This window comes from Streptomyces sp. R35 (assembly GCF_041053035.1).
Taxonomy (GTDB): domain Bacteria; phylum Actinomycetota; class Actinomycetes; order Streptomycetales; family Streptomycetaceae; genus Streptomyces; species Streptomyces lutosisoli.
The window spans coordinates 2,036,560-2,052,470 of sequence record NZ_CP163440.1 but is presented as its reverse complement, the minus strand read 5'-3'; the positions used below and the strand labels follow the sequence as shown (position 1 = coordinate 2,052,470).

The following is a 15,911-nucleotide window of genomic DNA, read 5'->3' as shown; positions in this document are numbered from 1 at the left end:
ACCCCGTTCGGTTGTGGGTCGGGTGCGGGTGGGTGGGGGTTGCCCGCGCAGTTCCCCGCGCCCCTTAAGGCGCGGGGGACTGCGCAATCTTTTGGGGGTCTGGGGGCGGAGCCCCCAGGGATCACTCCAGCAAGCCGAACCGCATCGCACTGGTCACCGCGGCCGTCCGGTCATCCACCCCCAGTTTTCCGAAGACCCGCAGCAGATGGGTCTTCACGGTGGACTCGCCGATGAAGAGCCGACGGCCGATCTCGGCGTTGGTGCAGCCCTCGGCGACCAGGCGAAGAACCGCCGTCTCGCGCTCGGACAGACGGGGCCGCTCCGGCTTGGTACGGAGCTGGTCGACAAGGCGGGCGGCGACGGACGGCGCCAGCACGGTCTCGCCCCGCGCGGCGGCCCGCACCGCGTCCGCGAGCTCCCCCCGAGGCAGATCCTTCAGCAGATACCCCGCCGCCCCGGCCTCCACGGCCCGCAGAATGTCCCGGTCCGTCTCGTACGTCGTCAGCACGATGACCCGGCACGACAACCCCGCCTCCGTCATCCGCACGATCGCGTCGACGCCCCCACCCCCCGGCATCCGCAGATCCATCAGCACGATGTCGGGCCGGAGTTCGGCGGCCAACGCCTCCGCCTGCGGCCCGCTGGAGGCATCGGCGATCACATCGAGGTCGGGCTCGGCGCTGAGCATCGCGCGCAGCCCTTCCCGTACGACGGGATGGTCGTCGGCGAGGATGATCCGGATCACGAGCCACTCCTGGGGACGGGCAGGCAAACGGTGACGGTCGTGCCGTCGCCGGGCGTACTGCGCACCTGAGCGGTGCCGCCCACCTCGGCGGCCCGGGCCCGCAGCCCCGCCAGTCCGTAGCCGCCGGCCGGTGCGGCGGGGTCGAAGCCGCAGCCGTCGTCGCGTACGGACACGGTGAGCGCGTCGTCGGCGTAGGCCAGGGCGATGCCGACGGCAGTAGAACTCCCCGCGTGCTTACGGGCGTTGGCGAGCGCTTCCTGGCAGGAGCGGAGCACGACGACCTCGGGCCCGGCGGGCAGCGCGCGCACGGGACCCGTCACGTCGAGGGTCGCGTCATGGCGGGCCGCGAGCCGGCGCAGCGCGTCGGGCAGCGTGGCGCCGTCGAGGTCGGCGGGCGCGCCTCCGGCGACCAGGGCCCGCGCCTCGGCCAGATTCTGCCGGGCCGTCTCGGCCATCAGGGCAAGGTGACGGCGGGCCTGCGGCAGATCGTGGTCGAGTTCGGCCTCCACGGCCTGCACCAGCATCAGCAGGCTGGTGAAGCCCTGTGCGAGCGTGTCGTGGATCTCGCGGGAGAACCGCTCGCGCTCGGCCAGCGCGCCGTGCGCGGTCGAGAGTCGGGAGATCTCATGGCGGCTGGCGTCCAACTCGGCTATCAACTCCGCCCGTTCCTGGCTCTGCTCGATGATGCGGATGATCCAACTGCCGACGGCCACGGAGAAGACGAGGGTCACCACGGCGAAGAGCACGTTGAAGAAGACGTCCTGGTGGCTCGGCCACCACAGCAGCGCCCAGCCCACCACCGGCGCGATGTTGATGACCGTCACGGCTGTCAGAGCCCTGTGCAGGCGCAGCGCCATGAAGCACTGGGGGACGAGCGCGAAGGTCATCAGACGCGTCTCACCGACGAGGACCGCCGACGGCAGGAACAGCATCATCGCTCCCGTGAGGTAGCCAAGGGCCCGCTGTTCGTCAGGGGGATCGCCGTTGAGGATGGGGCGTCCCACCGCCACGTACCAGGGGATCAGCAGGACGAGCAGCGAGGCCGCGACGAAGCGCAGGGACCACCCCGGGTGCCCTGTACCGAGCACGAACACCAGGGTGGCCACCCACACGATCGCGAAGTACGAGTCCCAGAGCCGGAACGACCGGTCCCAGGTGTACGCGCTCTTCGCGCCGCCGGGACCGGTCTTCCGCTCGGTCATCCGTCGCGCCGGTTCTTCCACCGGAAGGTCAGCAGACACAGCAGCAATCCTCCGACGCACCACGCCCCCAGCACCAGCGCGATCCGCCCGAACTCCCAACCGCCCGTCTGCTCCAGAACCCGCGCCGACTCCGGCAGGAACACGCCCCGCAGCCCCTGGCACATCCACTTCAGCGGGAACAGCGCGCCGATGTTCAGCATCCAGTCCGGGATGGTGTCGATGGCGATGTACACCCCGGAGATGAACTGGAGGACCAGGAAGGGCAGGACGACCACCGACGTGGCGCTCTTGCCGGACTTGGGGACCGAGCTGATCGCGATGCCGAGCAGAGCACAGGCCGTGAGTCCCAGGACGAAGATCCAGGTGAAGTCCGCCCACTTGCCGAGGTCCGAGGGCAGGTCGACGTCGTACAGCGTCGTGCCGACGAGGAGCAGGATCGCCGTCTCCAGGGCGCCGGTCACCAGAACCAGCCAGATCTTGCCGAGGAAGTACGAGGCCGGTGGCATCGGTGTGCCGCGCAGCCGGCGCAGCACCTTCTCGTCCCGCTCGATCGCGATCGAGATGCCCAGGGACTGGAAACTGGTGGACATGATGCCCGCGGCCATCATCGCGGGGACGTACAGCTGGGAGGCGGTGATGCCCGCTCCCCGCACGTCGTCGCTGAAGATCGACGCGAAGAGGAAGAGGAAGACGACCGGGAAGGCGAAGGTGAACACCACCTGGTCGCGCTGGCGGAAGAACTGCTTGATCTCCAGGGCACCCCGCTGGAGGCCGAGCCCCCAGGCTCCGGGCAGCCTGCCGGAAGAGGTCTGACGGTCCGCGCGTACGGCGGTCGTGCTCATCGCGCGTCCTCCTGTCCGGTCAGCCGGAGGTAGACGTCCTCCAGGGTGGGGCGGCTCACCCGCAGGCCCGGGATCTCGCCGTCGAAGCGGTGTATGAGCTCTGCGACAGTCCTGGTGGGGGTGTCCGTGCGCTCGCGGCGCGGCGTGCCGTCGGACTCCGTCCACTCCACGGTGGCCTCGGTGCCGAAGCGCTCGCGCAGCGTGGACGGCTCGCCCTCGGCGACGACCCGGCCCTTCGCGATGACCGCGAGCCGGTGCGCGAGCGCCTCCGCCTCCTCCAGGTAGTGCGTGGTGAGGAGGATGGTCGTGCCCTCGTCGGCCAGTTTCCGGATCAGGTCCCAGAACTGCCTGCGGGCGGCCGGGTCGAAGCCGGTCGTCGGCTCGTCCAGGAGCAGCAGCTCCGGGCCGCCGATCACACCCAGCGCCACATCGAGCCGCCTGCGCTGACCGCCCGAGAGCGCCTTGATGCGGCTGCCCGCCTTCTCCTCCAGGCCGACCAGGCCGATGACTTCCTCGGGGTCGCGGGGCCTCGGGTAGTAGCGGGCGAAGTGCCGCACGGTCTCGCGCACCGTCAACTCGGCGGGCGCGGATTCGTCCTGCCAGACGATGCCGACCCGCGAGCGCCACGCGCGCGTGCCCGTCGCCGGGTCGGCGCCGAGCACGGAGACCTCGCCCGAGTCCCGGCCGCGGTTGCCCTGGAGGATCTCCACCGTGGTGCTCTTGCCCGCTCCGTTGGGTCCGAGCAGGCCGAACACCTCGCCCTGCCGGATGCCGAGATCGATGCCGTCGACGGCGGTCACGTCCCCGTACCGCTTGCGCAGTCCGCGTACGTCCACAGCGAGTTGGTTCGCATCTGGTGTCATGCCGACGAGCCTCCCCCTGAACCGAACGCTCCGGGACGACCGTGCGTACCTCCTTATGTCCATCGAACGGTGGACACACGGGTGCGTGCGGCACAATGACCGTGCCCGCAGGCCCCTTCGAAGCTACGGAAACGGCGTGATGAGCAAGACGACAGTCAAGGACGTCCCGGCCGACCAGGAACGCGTCACCGTTCCCCGGACGGTCGGCGGCAGCCGTGCCCTCGCCCTGCTGCTGGTGATCACCGGTGCGGCCGGTCTCCTTGCCGCGTGGGTCATCACGATCGACAAGTTCAAGCTGCTGGAGAACCCGAACTTCGTGCCCGGGTGCAGCCTGAACCCGGTCGTCTCCTGCGGCAACATCATGAAGAGCGAGCAGGCCTCGGCCTTCGGGTTCCCCAACCCGATGATGGGACTCGTCGCCTACGGCATCGTCATCTGCGTCGGCGTGAGCCTGCTCGCCCGGGCCACCTTCCCGCGCTGGTACTGGCTGACCTTCAACGCGGGCACGCTCTTCGGTGTCGGATTCTGCACCTGGCTGCAGTTCCAGTCGCTCTACCGCATCAACTCGCTGTGCCTGTGGTGCTCCCTCGCCTGGGTCGCCACGATCATCATGTTCTGGTACGTGACCTCGTCCAACATCCGCAACAACTTCCTGCCCGCCCCGCGCTGGCTGAAGAGCTTCTTCGGCGAGTTCACCTGGGTCCTGCCGGCGCTGCACATCGGCATCATCGGGATGCTGATCCTGACCCGCTGGTGGGACTTCTGGACCAGCTGACCCCCGCCGGTCCCGGGGATTTCCCCGGCCGGACGGCGTTGTCAGTGCGGTGACATAGGGTTTTGTCCGTGGAGCCCGACCTGTTCACCGCCGCAGCAGAAGAACGCCAGGAGAAGGACCCGTCCTCCAGCCCCCTGGCGGTACGGATGCGTCCGCGCACCCTCGACGAAGTCGTGGGCCAGCAGCATCTGCTGAAGCCGGGCTCGCCCCTGCGCAGACTCGTCGGCGAGGGGAGCGGCGGCCCGGCCGGACCGTCCTCGGTGATCCTGTGGGGCCCGCCCGGCACCGGCAAGACCACGCTCGCGTATGTCCTCTCCAAGGCCACCAACAAGCGCTTCGTGGAGCTGTCCGCGATCACCGCGGGCGTCAAGGAAGTGCGCGCGGTCATCGACGGCGCCCGCCGCGCCACCGGCGGCTTCGGCAAGGAGACCGTCCTCTTCCTCGACGAGATCCACCGCTTCAGCAAGGCCCAGCAGGACTCCCTGCTCCCGGCCGTCGAGAACCGCTGGGTGACGCTGATCGCGGCGACCACCGAGAACCCGTACTTCTCGGTGATCTCGCCCCTGCTCTCCCGCTCGCTCCTGCTGACCCTCGAACCGCTCACGGACGACGACCTGCGCGGCCTCATCAAGCGCGCGCTCACCGACGAGCGCGGCCTCAAAGAAGCCGTCACCCTCCCCGAGGACTCCGAGGAACACCTGCTGCGGATCGCCGGCGGTGACGCCCGCCGCGCCCTGACCGCCCTGGAAGCCGCGGCCGGCGCCGCGCTCGACAAGGGCGAGGCGGAGATCAGCCTCCAGACCCTGGAGGAGACCGTCGACCGCGCGGCCGTGAAGTACGACCGCGACGGCGACCAGCACTACGACGTGGCGAGCGCGCTCATCAAGTCCATCCGCGGCTCGGACGTGGACGCGGCGCTGCACTATCTGGCCCGGATGATCGAGGCCGGCGAGGACCCCCGGTTCATCGCCCGCCGGCTGATGATCTCCGCCAGCGAGGACATCGGCCTCGCCGATCCGAACGCGCTGCCGATAGCCGTGGCCGCCGCCCAGGCCGTCGCGATGATCGGTTTCCCCGAGGCAGCGCTCACCCTCAGCCACGCCACTATCGCCCTCGCCCTGGCGCCGAAGTCCAACGCCGCGACGACGGCGATCGGCGCCGCCATGGAGGACGTACGCAAGGGGCACGCGGGCCCGGTGCCCATGCATCTGCGCGACGGCCACTACAAGGGCGCGGCCAAGCTGGGGCACGCCCAGGGGTATGTGTATCCGCACGACCTGCCCGAAGGCATCGCCGCCCAGCAGTACGCCCCGGAGGAGCTCAAGGACCGGGAGTACTACACCCCCACCCGGCACGGCGCCGAGGCGCGCTACGCGGACGCGGTGGAGTGGACCAGGAAGCACCTCGGTAGAGGGCGGTCCTGAGCACCCTGTAACATGGCGCGAAGCGCTGCGTCCCGTGTCCGGCTCCGGTCGGCACCACCAGAACGGGACATCCAGCCGGAACCCCCGCGCCGCAAGGCCAAGGGGATCCAGGAGCGTCGCGCACCGTCGAAGGTGTCGCGGGCAGCCCACCACCACCCGGCTTCCGGGAACGGTCGGTGGGCCACTCGCGTGCTGCACGTATGTGCCCAGACCCAGGAGCGGCTGCCCAGCAGGTCCATCAAGGACCCGCAGGGTTTCCCGGGCTGCGGATGCGACCTCCTTTAACTCTGGTGAGCCGAAATCAAGGAAAGAGAAAAAGTGGCGAATCAGTCCCGCCCCAAGGTCAAGAAGTCGCGTGCCCTCGGCATCGCGCTGACCCCGAAGGCCGTCAAGTACTTCGAGGCCCGCCCCTACCCGCCGGGCGAGCACGGCCGCGGCCGCAAGCAGAACTCGGACTACAAGGTCCGTCTGCTTGAGAAGCAGCGTCTGCGCGCGCAGTACGACGTGTCCGAGCGTCAGCTCGTCCGCGCCTACGAGCGTGCCTCCAAGGTCCAGGGCAAGACCGGTGAGGCCCTGATCATCGAGCTCGAGCGCCGTCTCGACGCGCTGGTCCTGCGTTCGGGCATCGCCCGCACGATCTACCAGGCCCGCCAGATGGTCGTCCACGGCCACATCGAGGTCAACGGCCAGAAGGTCGACAAGCCGTCCTTCCGCGTCAAGCCCGACGACGTCGTGATGGTCCGCGAGCGCAGCCGCAGCAAGACGCTGTTCGAGGTCTCCCGCGCCGGTGGCTTCGCCCCCGACGGCGAGACCCCGCGCTACCTCCAGGTGAACCTCGGCGCCCTGGCGTTCCGCCTGGACCGCGAGCCGAACCGCAAGGAGATCCCGGTGATCTGCGACGAGCAGCTCGTCGTCGAGTACTACGCCCGCTGATCATCCTTCAGCGGACGTAGCACCACCTGCGCGTCAGCGTCAGCCCGTCGTCTCCCCGCCCTTCGAGGTGGGCGAGACGGCGGGCTTTCGCATGTCCGGGAGCAGCCTCCGCGGCGACGGCACCACACCCAGCGGCCGGTACCCGGCCCGCCCCAGCGCCCGGGCCACCGCCGCCTCCTGTCCGAGCAGCGCCCCCGCCCGTACGCACTCCTCATACCGCTCGTCGCCCAGCCGCTCCCGCGCCAGGGCCTCGCACCGCTCGTGCGGCGCGTTGTAGTACGCCGAGCCGAACAGCGGCAGACCCACGGACGGCCACATCCGGGCCGCCGCCCCTTGCAGCGCCGCGGCCTCGGCCGGATCGCCCTCCACCGCCGTGACCAGCGCGAACAGCTCGATCGACAGGACCGTGCCGAGCAGATCGTGAAAGGTGTGCGCGATGCCGAGGCACTCCTTCAGAAGATCCCGGGCGCGCGTCGCATCGCCCCCGGTCAAGGCCCCGTACGCCAGGACGTACAGCGCGTACGCCAGCGCCCAGCGCTCCCCGTGGTCCTCGCAGACCCCGCGGACGTCCTCGCACAGGTTCACCGCGCCCGGCAGATCGCCCTGGAACGCCAGGGTCATCGCCAGCTCGACCTGGCCCATCAGCACATTGCTGTTGAGCTCGCCGATCTCGTGATAGCGGTCCAGCGCCGAGCGCAGCAAGGTTTCCGCACGCGCCATGTCGTCCGTGACCAGCGCGAGACAGCCCGTGCGGTGCTCGGCGTACGCGACCGCGGTGGCGTTGCCGGCACGTTCCGCCTCATCGCGGCACTCCTGGAGCGCGGACAGCGCGGGCACCGTGTCGCCCTGCAGGACCGCCACATAGCCGAGCACCCACAGCGCCTTCAGCCGCGACTGCTCCTGCGTCCCGTCCTCCGCGCACAGTTCCACGCTGCGTTCCAGCCAGTGCCGGCCCTCCGACAGCCGGCCGCAGCCGACCCAGGAGAACCACAGGGTGCCCGCCAGATACTGGCCCAGATGCGCCTCGCCCGGCTCGGTCAGGCAGTGCTCCAGGGCGCAGCGCAGATTCGGCAGCTCCGTGTCGACGCGCGCGGCGACCTCGCCCTGCCGCGGCGAGAACCAGTCCAGCTCGCACCAGGTGGCCAGGCCCATGTACCAGTCGCGGTGCCGGCGCCGCAGCCGGTCCGCGTCGCCCGTCGCCTCCAGCCAGTCCGCGCCGTACGCCCGGACCGTGTCCAGCATCCGGTAGCGCACGCCCGCCGCCGTGTCCTCGCGGAACAGCACGGACTGCGCGAGCAGCTCGCCCAGCACGTCGAGAACGTCGTCGGAGTGCAGCCCGTCACCGCTGCACACGTACTCCGCGGCCTCCAGGTCGAACTGCCCCGCGAACACCGAAAGACGCGACCACAGCAGCCGCTCCTCGGGCGTGCACAGCTCATGGCTCCAGCCGATCGCCGTACGCAGGGTCTGGTGGCGAGGCAGCGCGTCGCGGGCGCCGCCGGTCAGCAGCCGGAAGCGGTCCTCCAGCCGGGACAGCAGCTGCGCGGGGGAGAGGGCACTCAGCCGCCCCGCCGCCAGCTCGACCGCGAGCGGGATCCCGTCCAGGCGCCGGCACAGCTCCCGTACGTCCGACCGGTTGCCGTCGTCCAGGACGAACCCGGGCACCCGGGCCGCCGCCCGGTCCGCGAACAGCTCCGCCGCCTCCGGCTCGGTCAGCGGCGCCAGCGGGAACAGCCGCTCGCCCCCGACATCCAGCGGCCGGCGCCCCACGGCGAGCACCCGCAGCCCGGGCACGTGCCGCAGCAGCTCGCCCACCAGCGAGGCGCACACCTCCACCAGATGCTCGAACCCGTCGAGGACGAGGAGGAGTTGGCGCTCGGCGAGATGGTCGAGCAGCACCCGGCGCGGCGGCCGCGAGGTGTGATCCGTCAGACCGAGAGCCTCGACGACCGCGTACTCGACGAGGCCCGGATCGCGCACCGCGGACAGCTCCACACGCCACGCCCCGTCGCACACCTCCGCCCGCGCCGCGGCGTGCGCCGCGAATCGCGACTTGCCGACACCACCCACACCGGTCACGGTCACCAGGCGGGCTGTCTCCAGTGCCTCGGCCAGCCGCGCGAGTTCGGCGGCGCGCCCCACGAACGCGTTGAGTTCCAGGGGCAGATTGCCGGGCACCAAGCCGTCGGAGTCATGGGAACGGTGAGAACGCTGCATGGAATACGGAGCGTACTGACCCATAAGCAGTCCGTACAATCGCTTCGCACAACTCCGCCGCGGGGAGGCGTTAATGCGGTGCGGAGCGGCGCCCCCGGCGCGATAGGCTCGGGTGACGACTTTTCGATGTTCAGGCATGCAGTCAGGGAGCGGGTGCACAGTGTCCGGTGGAGAGGTGGCCGGGATCCTGGTGGCCGTCTTCTGGGCGATCCTGGTCTCCTTCCTCGCCGTCGCGCTGGTGAGGCTGGCCCAGACGCTCAGGGCGACCACCAAGCTCGTCGCGGACGTGACCGACCAGGCCGTCCCGCTCCTGGCAGACGCCTCCGCGGCGGTGCGCTCCGCACAGACCCAGATCGACCGGGTCGACGCCATCGCGTCGGACGTCCAGGAGGTCACGTCGAACGCCTCGGCGCTGTCGACGACCGTCGCCTCCACCTTCGGCGGCCCCCTGGTGAAGGTCGCGGCGTTCGGCTACGGCGTGCGCCAGGCCATCGGAGCCCGTCGTGAGAATGTGCCCGACAAGGCGTCCCGGCGTACCGTGATCGTGGGCCGCACCGTCCCGTCCGCGCGACGGGGAAAGCGGAAGAAGGACTGACGCAGCGATGTTCCGCCGTACGTTCTGGTTCACCGCCGGCGCAGCCGCGGGTGTGTGGGCCACCACCAAGGTCAACCGTAAGCTCAAGCAGCTGACCCCCGAGAGCCTCGCGGCCCAGGCCGCCAACAAGGCGATCGACGCGGGTCACCGGCTCAAGGACTTCGCGCTCGACGTCCGCGACGGCATGGCCCAGCGGGAGGCCGAACTCGGCGAGGTGCTCGGTCTGGGCGACCGCCCGGACCCCGAACTCCCCGCACAGCGGCGCCGCACCGCGATCGGCGACAACAAGCAGATCGTCGGCAACGACAAGCAGATCAAGTACATCGAGAACACGACGTACTCGTACAACCGGAATGAGGACCACTGATGGAGTCGGCTGAAATCCGCCGCCGCTGGTTGAGCTTCTACGAGGAGCGCGGTCACACCGTCGTCCCTTCGGCGTCGCTCATCGCGGACGACCCGACTCTGCTCCTGGTCCCCGCCGGCATGGTCCCCTTCAAGCCGTACTTCCTCGGCGAGGTCAAGCCGCCGTGGCCGCGCGCCACCAGCGTGCAGAAGTGCGTGCGCACGCCCGACATCGAAGAGGTCGGCAAGACCACCCGCCACGGCACGTTCTTCCAGATGTGCGGCAACTTCTCCTTCGGCGACTACTTCAAGGAAGGCGCCATCACCTACGCCTGGGAGCTGCTCACCACGCCCCAGGACAAGGGTGGTTACGGCCTCGACCCCGAGCGCCTGTGGATCACGGTCTACCTCGACGACGACGAGGCCGAGTCCATCTGGCGCGACAAGATCGGTGTCCCCGCCGAGCGCATCCAGCGCCTCGGCAAGAAGGACAACTACTGGTCCATGGGCGTCCCCGGCCCCTGTGGTCCGTGCTCCGAGATCAACTACGACCGCGGCCCCGAGTTCGGCGTCGAGGGCGGCCCGGCCGTCAACGACGAGCGGTACGTGGAGATCTGGAACCTGGTCTTCATGCAGTACGAGCGCGGCGAGGGCACCTCGAAGGACGACTTCGAGATCCTCGGCGAACTGCCCAGCAAGAACATCGACACCGGCCTCGGCATGGAACGCCTCGCCATGATTCTGCAGGGCGTGCAGAACATGTACGAGATCGACACCTCCATGGCCGTCATCAAGAAGGCCACCGAGCTGACGGGCATCGAGTACGGCGCCGCCCACGAGTCCGACGTCTCGCTGCGCGTGGTCACCGACCACATGCGGACGTCCGTGATGCTCATCGGCGACGGCGTGAGCCCCGGCAACGAGGGCCGCGGCTACGTCCTGCGCCGCATCATGCGCCGCGCCATCCGCAACATGCGCCTGCTCGGCGCCACCGGCCCGGTCGTCAAGGACCTCATCGACGTCGTCATCGCGATGATGGGCCAGCAGTACCCGGAGCTCGTCACCGACCGGCAGCGCATCGAGACCGTGGCCCTCGCCGAGGAGGCCGCCTTCCTCAAGACGCTGAAGGCCGGCACGAACATCCTCGACACGGCCATCACCGAGACCAAGGGTTCCGGCGGCAAGGTCCTCGCCGGCGACAAGGCCTTCCTGCTCCACGACACCTGGGGCTTCCCGATCGACCTCACCCTGGAAATGGCCGCCGAACAGGGCCTTTCCGTGGACGAGGACGGCTTCCGCCGCCTGATGAAGCAGCAGCGGGACCAGGCCAAGGCCGACGCCCAGGCCAAGAAGACCGGCCACGCCAACCTCGGCGCCTACCGCCAGATCGCCGACGCCGCCGGCGAGACCGACTTCATCGGCTACGACCGCACCGAGGGCGAGTCGACGATCGTCGGCATCCTCGTCGACGGCGCCTCCTCCCCGGCCGCCACCGAGGGCGACGAGGTCGAGATCGTCCTCGACCGCACCCCGTTCTACGCCGAGGGCGGCGGCCAGATCGGCGACACCGGCCGCATCAAGGTCGACACCGGCGCCATCATCGAGATCCGCGACTGCCAGAAGCCGGTCCCGGGCGTGTACGTCCACAAGGGCGTCGTCCAGGTCGGCGAGGTCACCGTCGGCGCCAAGGCCCAGGCCTCCATCGACGCCCGCCGTCGTACGGCCATCGCCCGCGCCCACTCGGCCACGCACCTCACCCACCAGGCCCTGCGCGACGCCCTCGGCCCCACGGCCGCCCAGGCCGGTTCCGAGAACCAGCCCGGCCGCTTCCGCTTCGACTTCGGCTCCCCGTCGGCCGTGCCCACGACCGTGATGACGGACGTGGAGCAGCAGATCAACGAGGTGCTCGCCCGCGACCTGGACGTCCACGCCGAGATCCTGAGCCTCGACGAGGCCAAGAAGCAGGGCGCCATCGCCGAGTTCGGCGAGAAGTACGGCGAGCGGGTCCGCGTCGTCACCATCGGCGACTTCTCCAAGGAGCTGTGCGGCGGCACGCACGTCCACAACACCTCGCAGCTCGGCCTGGTCAAGCTGCTCGGCGAGTCGTCGATCGGCTCCGGCGTACGGCGTATCGAGGCCCTGGTCGGCGTCGACGCGTACAACTTCCTCGCCCGCGAGCACACGGTCGTCGCCCAGATCCAGGAGCTGATCAAGGGCCGTCCCGAGGAGCTTCCGGAGAAGGTCTCCGCCATGCTCGGCAAGCTGAAGGACGCCGAGAAGGAGATCGAGAAGTTCCGCGCCGAGAAGGTCCTCCAGGCCGCCGGCGGTCTCGTCGACTCTGCCAAGGACGTCCGCGGGGTCGCCCTGGTCACCGGCCAGGTCCCGGACGGCACCACCGCCGACGACCTGCGCAAGCTGGTCCTCGATGTGCGGGGCCGTATCCAGGGCGGCAGGGCTGCCGTGGTCGCCCTGTTCACCGTGGCGGGCGGCAAGCCGCTGACGGTCATCGCCACCAATGACGCCGCCCGCGAGCGCGGTCTCAAGGCCGGCGACCTGGTCCGCACGGCCGCCAAGACCCTCGGCGGCGGCGGTGGCGGCAAGCCGGACGTCGCCCAGGGCGGCGGCCAGAACCCGGCCGCCATCGGCGAGGCCATCGACGCGGTCGAACGACTCGTCGCCGAGACCGCCAAGTAAGAAACGGCCAAGAAAAAAATGCGCAGAGGCCGTCGGCTCGCCATCGACGTCGGGGACGCCCGCATCGGGGTCGCCTCGTGCGACCCCGACGGGATCCTCGCGACACCGGTCGAGACGGTCCCGGGACGTGACATCCCGGCCGCCCACCGCCGGCTGAAGCAACTCGTCGAGGAGTACGAGCCGATCGAGGTCGTCGTCGGACTCCCTCGCTCCCTCAAGGGGGGCGAGGGCCCGGCCGCGGTCAAGGTCCGCGCCTTCGCCCAGGAGCTCGCCCGGGGGATCGCCCCTATCGGGGTGCGGCTCGTGGACGAGAGGATGACCACAGTGACGGCCAGTCAGGGCCTGCGCGCCTCGGGCGTGAAGTCCAAAAAGGGCAGGTCCGTGATCGACCAGGCCGCCGCCGTCATCATTCTGCAGCAGGCTCTGGAATCCGAACGGGTGTCAGGTAAATCTCCCGGCGAGGGCGTCGAAGTGGTCATCTGATCGCGATACGGTAACGTTCCGCGCGATGTGGTGGTGTTCGAACAGCCGCCGCACAGCAAGAGGCGGACGGGAGCCGTGCCACAAGCGCCAGCAGCCGCCGCCTCGCGGCTCGTAGGGGATCGATGACTGAGTATGGCCGGGGCCCAGGCTCCGAACCGTGGCATCCGGAGGACCCGTTGTACGGGGACGGCGGATGGGGCGGACAGGCCGCCGACGGCCAGTCCGCCTACGACGGCGGCCAGCCGCAGCACTATCCGCAGCAGCCGCACCAACAGCAGCAGGCGCAGTACGGCGAGTGGGCCGCGGGCCAGCAGGGCGCGTACGGCCAGAACCAGCAGCAGTACGTCGACCAGGGCCAGCAGCAGTATCACGGCCAGGGGCAGCAGCAGTTCCACGACCAGAACCAGCAGCACTTCCCCGGTCAGGGGCACCCGCAGCAGTACGCGGACCAGCCGCAGCACCCGTACAACGGCCAAGGGCAGCAGCAGTACGTCGACCAGGGGCAACAGCAGTACGGCGGTCAGGGGCAGCAGCAGTACAACGACGGCGGCTGGAACACCGGGGCGCACCCGCATGTCCCGTACGCCGCCGATCCGGCCGACCCGTACGCGGGCCAGTACAGCGGTGAGCAGCCCGACTACTACGGCACCCCCGACGCCTATCCGCCGCCGGAGCCGCCGGCTCGTCGGCGCGCCGAACCCGAGCCGCAGCCGGACTGGGATCCGGGGCCGGACCAGGGCGAGCACGCTTTCTTCGCCGGTGGTGGCGACGATGACGACGACTTCGACGATGACGACGACCCCAAGGGCCGGGGGGGCCGCGGTGACCGCCGGGGCAAGGGTGGCGGCAAGGGCAAGAAGCGCCGCAGCGGCTGCGCCTGCCTGGTGGTCGTGCTGGTGTTCGGAGGCGGGCTCGGCGGGGTCGGGTATTTCGGGTATCAGTTCTACCAAAAGCGTTTCGGCCCGGCGCCGGACTACACGGGGAGCGGCACGGGCGAGCCCGTGACGGTCGAGATTCCCTCGGGGGCCGGCGGTTACGCCATCGGCCAGGCTCTGAAGGATGCCGGCGTCATCAAGAGCGTCGACGCCTTCGTGTCCGCTCAGAAGAACAATCCCGACGGGGACAAGATCCAGGCGGGCGCCTATCTGCTGAAGCAGGAGATGTCGGCCGCGAACGCAGTCAAGCTGATGCTCGACCCCAAGAGTCAGAACAATGTGGTCGTTGCTCCCGGGCTGCGCAATTCCCAGGTCTATACCAGGATCGACGCGAAACTCCAACTTCCCGGCGGCACCACGAAGAAAGTCGCCCTGAAGGAATACAAGAGCCTCGGACTTCCGGACTGGGCGAATACCGGCAGCGATGTCAAGGATCCGCTGGAAGGATTCCTCTACCCGGCCACCTATCCCGCCGCCAAGGGCATGAAGCCCGCGGACGTGCTGAAGGAGATGGTGGAGCAGGCCACGCAGAAGTACGCCACGTTGGACCTCAAGGCGAAGGCCAAGGATCTCAACCTGGACAACCCGCTGCAGGTCATCACGGTCGCGAGCCTCGTGCAGGCCGAGGGGAAGACCCATGACGACTTCCGCAAGATGGCTGAAGTCATCTACAACCGGCTGAAGCCCACCAATACCGAGACCAACCAGCTGCTGCAATTCGACTCGACCTTCAACTACTTGAAGGGCCAGAGTAAGATCCACATCAGCGAGTCGGAGATCAACAGCAACAAGAGCCCGTACAACACGTACACGCGAAAGGGTCTGCCGCCCGGACCGATCGGTAACCCGGGTGACGACGCGCTGAAGGCGACACTCAACCCGACCGATGACGGCTGGATCTACTTCGTGGCGACGGACGGCCAGAACAACACCGAATTCGCCAAGACGTATGCCGAATTCCAGAGGCTCAAGGAAAAATTCAATGACAGCTCGGGCAACTGACGCCCGCCGAGCCGCCGTACTCGGTTCCCCCATCGCCCACTCCCTCTCCCCGGTGCTGCACCGCGCCGCGTACAAGGAGCTGGGGCTCGGCGACTGGTCGTACGACCGGTTCGATGTCGACGAGGAGGGGCTGCCCGGGTTCTTCGAGGGGCTTGGGTCGGAGTGGGCGGGGTTGTCGTTGACCATGCCGCTCAAGCGGGCCGTGATTCCGCTGGTCGACGAGATCAGTGAGACGGCCGCCTCCGTCGAGGCGGTCAACACCGTTGTGTTCACGGAGGACGGGCGGCGCGTCGGCGACAACACGGACATCCCCGGGATGGTCGCCGCCCTGCGTGAGCGGGGGATCGAGGAGGTGGACTCCGCCGCCATCCTCGGCGCGGGCGCCACCGCGTCCTCCGCGCTGGCCGCGCTCGCCCGGGTGTGTACCGGCGAGGTCGTCGCGTACGTCCGCAGCGAGGCGCGCGCCGCTGAGATGCGGCAGTGGGGCGAGCGGCTGGACGTCGAGGTGCGGATCGCGGACTGGGCGGACGCGGAGCAGGCGCTGCGGGCGCCGCTGGTGATCGCCACGACTCCGGCGGGTACGACGGACGCGCTGGCCGCCGCCGTGCCGGAGCGGCCCGCGACCCTCTTCGATGTGCTGTACGAGCCGTGGCCCACGGACCTCGCGGCGCGCTGGTCCGCGTACGGCGGTGCCGTGGTCAGCGGACTCGATCTGCTGGTGCACCAGGCGGTGCTCCAGGTCGAGCAGATGACAGGCCGTTCGCCCGCGCCGCTCGACGCCATGCGGAAGGCGGGGGAGCACGCGCTCGCCGCCCGGTAGGGGTTCGGTGGCATGTGTCTGTGAGGGGTTGGCGGC

At 69.6% G+C, this 15,911-nt stretch carries 14 protein-coding genes; 9 read left to right on the top strand and 5 right to left on the bottom strand.

Features of this window, described 5'->3' with window-relative positions; genetic code table 11:
* Positions 1 to 121 precede the first annotated feature (121 nt).
* Genes AB5J50_RS09685 through AB5J50_RS09670 form a run of 4 tightly spaced genes read right to left on the bottom strand, consistent with a single transcriptional unit; the run spans position 122 to position 3,652 of the window.
* Complete coding sequence (locus tag AB5J50_RS09685) at positions 122 to 745, bottom strand: response regulator transcription factor (RefSeq protein WP_330303191.1); 624 nt, start codon at positions 743 to 745, stop codon at positions 122 to 124.
* The gene (locus tag AB5J50_RS09680) at positions 742 to 1,947 is read right to left on the bottom strand and encodes a sensor histidine kinase (protein WP_369256723.1); all 1,206 of its coding nucleotides are present in this window, start codon (positions 1,945 to 1,947) and stop codon (positions 742 to 744) included. The genes AB5J50_RS09685 and AB5J50_RS09680 overlap by 4 nt, the downstream gene beginning before the upstream one ends.
* A complete protein-coding gene (locus AB5J50_RS09675; RefSeq protein WP_327427261.1) occupies positions 1,944 to 2,789 on the bottom strand; it encodes an ABC transporter permease in 846 nt (281 codons plus the stop codon). Before AB5J50_RS09675 ends, AB5J50_RS09680 begins: the two co-directional genes overlap by 4 nt.
* On the bottom strand, positions 2,786 to 3,652 hold the full coding sequence (locus AB5J50_RS09670; RefSeq protein WP_369256721.1) for an ABC transporter ATP-binding protein: 867 nt from the start codon (positions 3,650 to 3,652) through the stop codon (positions 2,786 to 2,788). Before AB5J50_RS09670 ends, AB5J50_RS09675 begins: the two co-directional genes overlap by 4 nt.
* 139 nt (positions 3,653 to 3,791) lie before the next feature.
* Here AB5J50_RS09670 and AB5J50_RS09665 point away from each other — a divergent pair, with 139 nt between their 5' ends.
* The 3 genes from AB5J50_RS09665 to rpsD all read left to right on the top strand — a co-directional run bounded on the left by AB5J50_RS09665 (position 3,792) and on the right by rpsD (position 6,784).
* Positions 3,792 to 4,427, top strand: coding sequence for a vitamin K epoxide reductase family protein (locus AB5J50_RS09665; protein WP_369256719.1), 636 nt, complete (start codon positions 3,792 to 3,794; stop codon positions 4,425 to 4,427).
* Between the two features lie 68 nt (positions 4,428 to 4,495).
* Complete coding sequence (locus AB5J50_RS09660; RefSeq protein WP_369256717.1) at positions 4,496 to 5,851, top strand: replication-associated recombination protein A; 1,356 nt, start codon at positions 4,496 to 4,498, stop codon at positions 5,849 to 5,851.
* Between the two features lie 318 nt (positions 5,852 to 6,169).
* Complete coding sequence (gene rpsD / locus AB5J50_RS09655) at positions 6,170 to 6,784, top strand: 30S ribosomal protein S4 (protein ID WP_019066381.1); 615 nt, start codon at positions 6,170 to 6,172, stop codon at positions 6,782 to 6,784.
* A 39-nt stretch (positions 6,785 to 6,823) separates the two neighbouring features.
* Here the strand turns inward: rpsD and AB5J50_RS09650 are convergent, their stop codons facing one another.
* Complete coding sequence (locus AB5J50_RS09650; RefSeq protein ID WP_369256715.1) at positions 6,824 to 9,001, bottom strand: regulator; 2,178 nt, start codon at positions 8,999 to 9,001, stop codon at positions 6,824 to 6,826.
* Positions 9,002 to 9,137: 136 nt separating this feature from the next.
* Between AB5J50_RS09650 and AB5J50_RS09645 the strand changes: the two genes are divergently transcribed.
* The 6 genes from AB5J50_RS09645 to AB5J50_RS09620 all read left to right on the top strand — a co-directional run bounded on the left by AB5J50_RS09645 (position 9,138) and on the right by AB5J50_RS09620 (position 15,875).
* The gene (locus tag AB5J50_RS09645) at positions 9,138 to 9,596 is read left to right on the top strand and encodes a DUF948 domain-containing protein (RefSeq protein ID WP_327427256.1); all 459 of its coding nucleotides are present in this window, start codon (positions 9,138 to 9,140) and stop codon (positions 9,594 to 9,596) included.
* 7 nt (positions 9,597 to 9,603) lie between these two features.
* Positions 9,604 to 9,963 carry a DUF6167 family protein gene (locus AB5J50_RS09640; protein ID WP_327427255.1) on the top strand — a complete coding sequence of 120 codons (360 nt, stop codon included), beginning with the start codon at positions 9,604 to 9,606 and terminating at the stop codon, positions 9,961 to 9,963.
* Complete coding sequence (alaS, locus tag AB5J50_RS09635; protein WP_369256712.1) at positions 9,963 to 12,635, top strand: alanine--tRNA ligase; 2,673 nt, start codon at positions 9,963 to 9,965, stop codon at positions 12,633 to 12,635. The genes AB5J50_RS09640 and alaS overlap by 1 nt, the downstream gene beginning before the upstream one ends.
* A gap of 18 nt (positions 12,636 to 12,653) precedes the next feature.
* Entirely contained in the window at positions 12,654 to 13,118 is a 465-nt protein-coding gene (gene ruvX, locus AB5J50_RS09630) for a Holliday junction resolvase RuvX (protein ID WP_327427253.1), read from the top strand.
* 122 nt (positions 13,119 to 13,240) lie between these two features.
* The gene (gene mltG / locus AB5J50_RS09625; RefSeq protein WP_369256710.1) at positions 13,241 to 15,055 is read left to right on the top strand and encodes an endolytic transglycosylase MltG; all 1,815 of its coding nucleotides are present in this window, start codon (positions 13,241 to 13,243) and stop codon (positions 15,053 to 15,055) included.
* Positions 15,036 to 15,875, top strand: a complete 840-nt coding sequence (locus AB5J50_RS09620) for a shikimate dehydrogenase (protein WP_369256708.1) — start codon at positions 15,036 to 15,038, stop codon at positions 15,873 to 15,875. Before mltG ends, AB5J50_RS09620 begins: the two co-directional genes overlap by 20 nt.
* The last annotated feature ends 36 nt before the right edge of the window (positions 15,876 to 15,911 follow it).

What these genes read in the sequence shown, in the direction of transcription:
- AB5J50_RS09680 (WP_369256723.1), bottom strand. Translation starts at nt 1,947, where the DNA reads ATGACCGAGCGGAAGACCGGTCCCGGCGGCGCGAAGAGCGCGTACACC.
- AB5J50_RS09675 (WP_327427261.1), bottom strand. Translation starts at nt 2,789, where the DNA reads ATGAGCACGACCGCCGTACGCGCGGACCGTCAGACCTCTTCCGGCAGG.
- AB5J50_RS09670 (WP_369256721.1), bottom strand. Translation starts at nt 3,652, where the DNA reads ATGACACCAGATGCGAACCAACTCGCTGTGGACGTACGCGGACTGCGC.
- AB5J50_RS09665 (WP_369256719.1), top strand. Translation starts at nt 3,792, where the DNA reads ATGAGCAAGACGACAGTCAAGGACGTCCCGGCCGACCAGGAACGCGTC.
- AB5J50_RS09650 (WP_369256715.1), bottom strand. Translation starts at nt 9,001, where the DNA reads ATGCAGCGTTCTCACCGTTCCCATGACTCCGACGGCTTGGTGCCCGGC.
- AB5J50_RS09645 (WP_327427256.1), top strand. Translation starts at nt 9,138, where the DNA reads ATGCAGTCAGGGAGCGGGTGCACAGTGTCCGGTGGAGAGGTGGCCGGG.
- AB5J50_RS09640 (WP_327427255.1), top strand. Translation starts at nt 9,604, where the DNA reads ATGTTCCGCCGTACGTTCTGGTTCACCGCCGGCGCAGCCGCGGGTGTG.
- alaS (WP_369256712.1), top strand. Translation starts at nt 9,963, where the DNA reads ATGGAGTCGGCTGAAATCCGCCGCCGCTGGTTGAGCTTCTACGAGGAG.
- ruvX (WP_327427253.1), top strand. Translation starts at nt 12,654, where the DNA reads ATGCGCAGAGGCCGTCGGCTCGCCATCGACGTCGGGGACGCCCGCATC.
- mltG (WP_369256710.1), top strand. Translation starts at nt 13,241, where the DNA reads ATGACTGAGTATGGCCGGGGCCCAGGCTCCGAACCGTGGCATCCGGAG.
- AB5J50_RS09620 (WP_369256708.1), top strand. Translation starts at nt 15,036, where the DNA reads ATGACAGCTCGGGCAACTGACGCCCGCCGAGCCGCCGTACTCGGTTCC.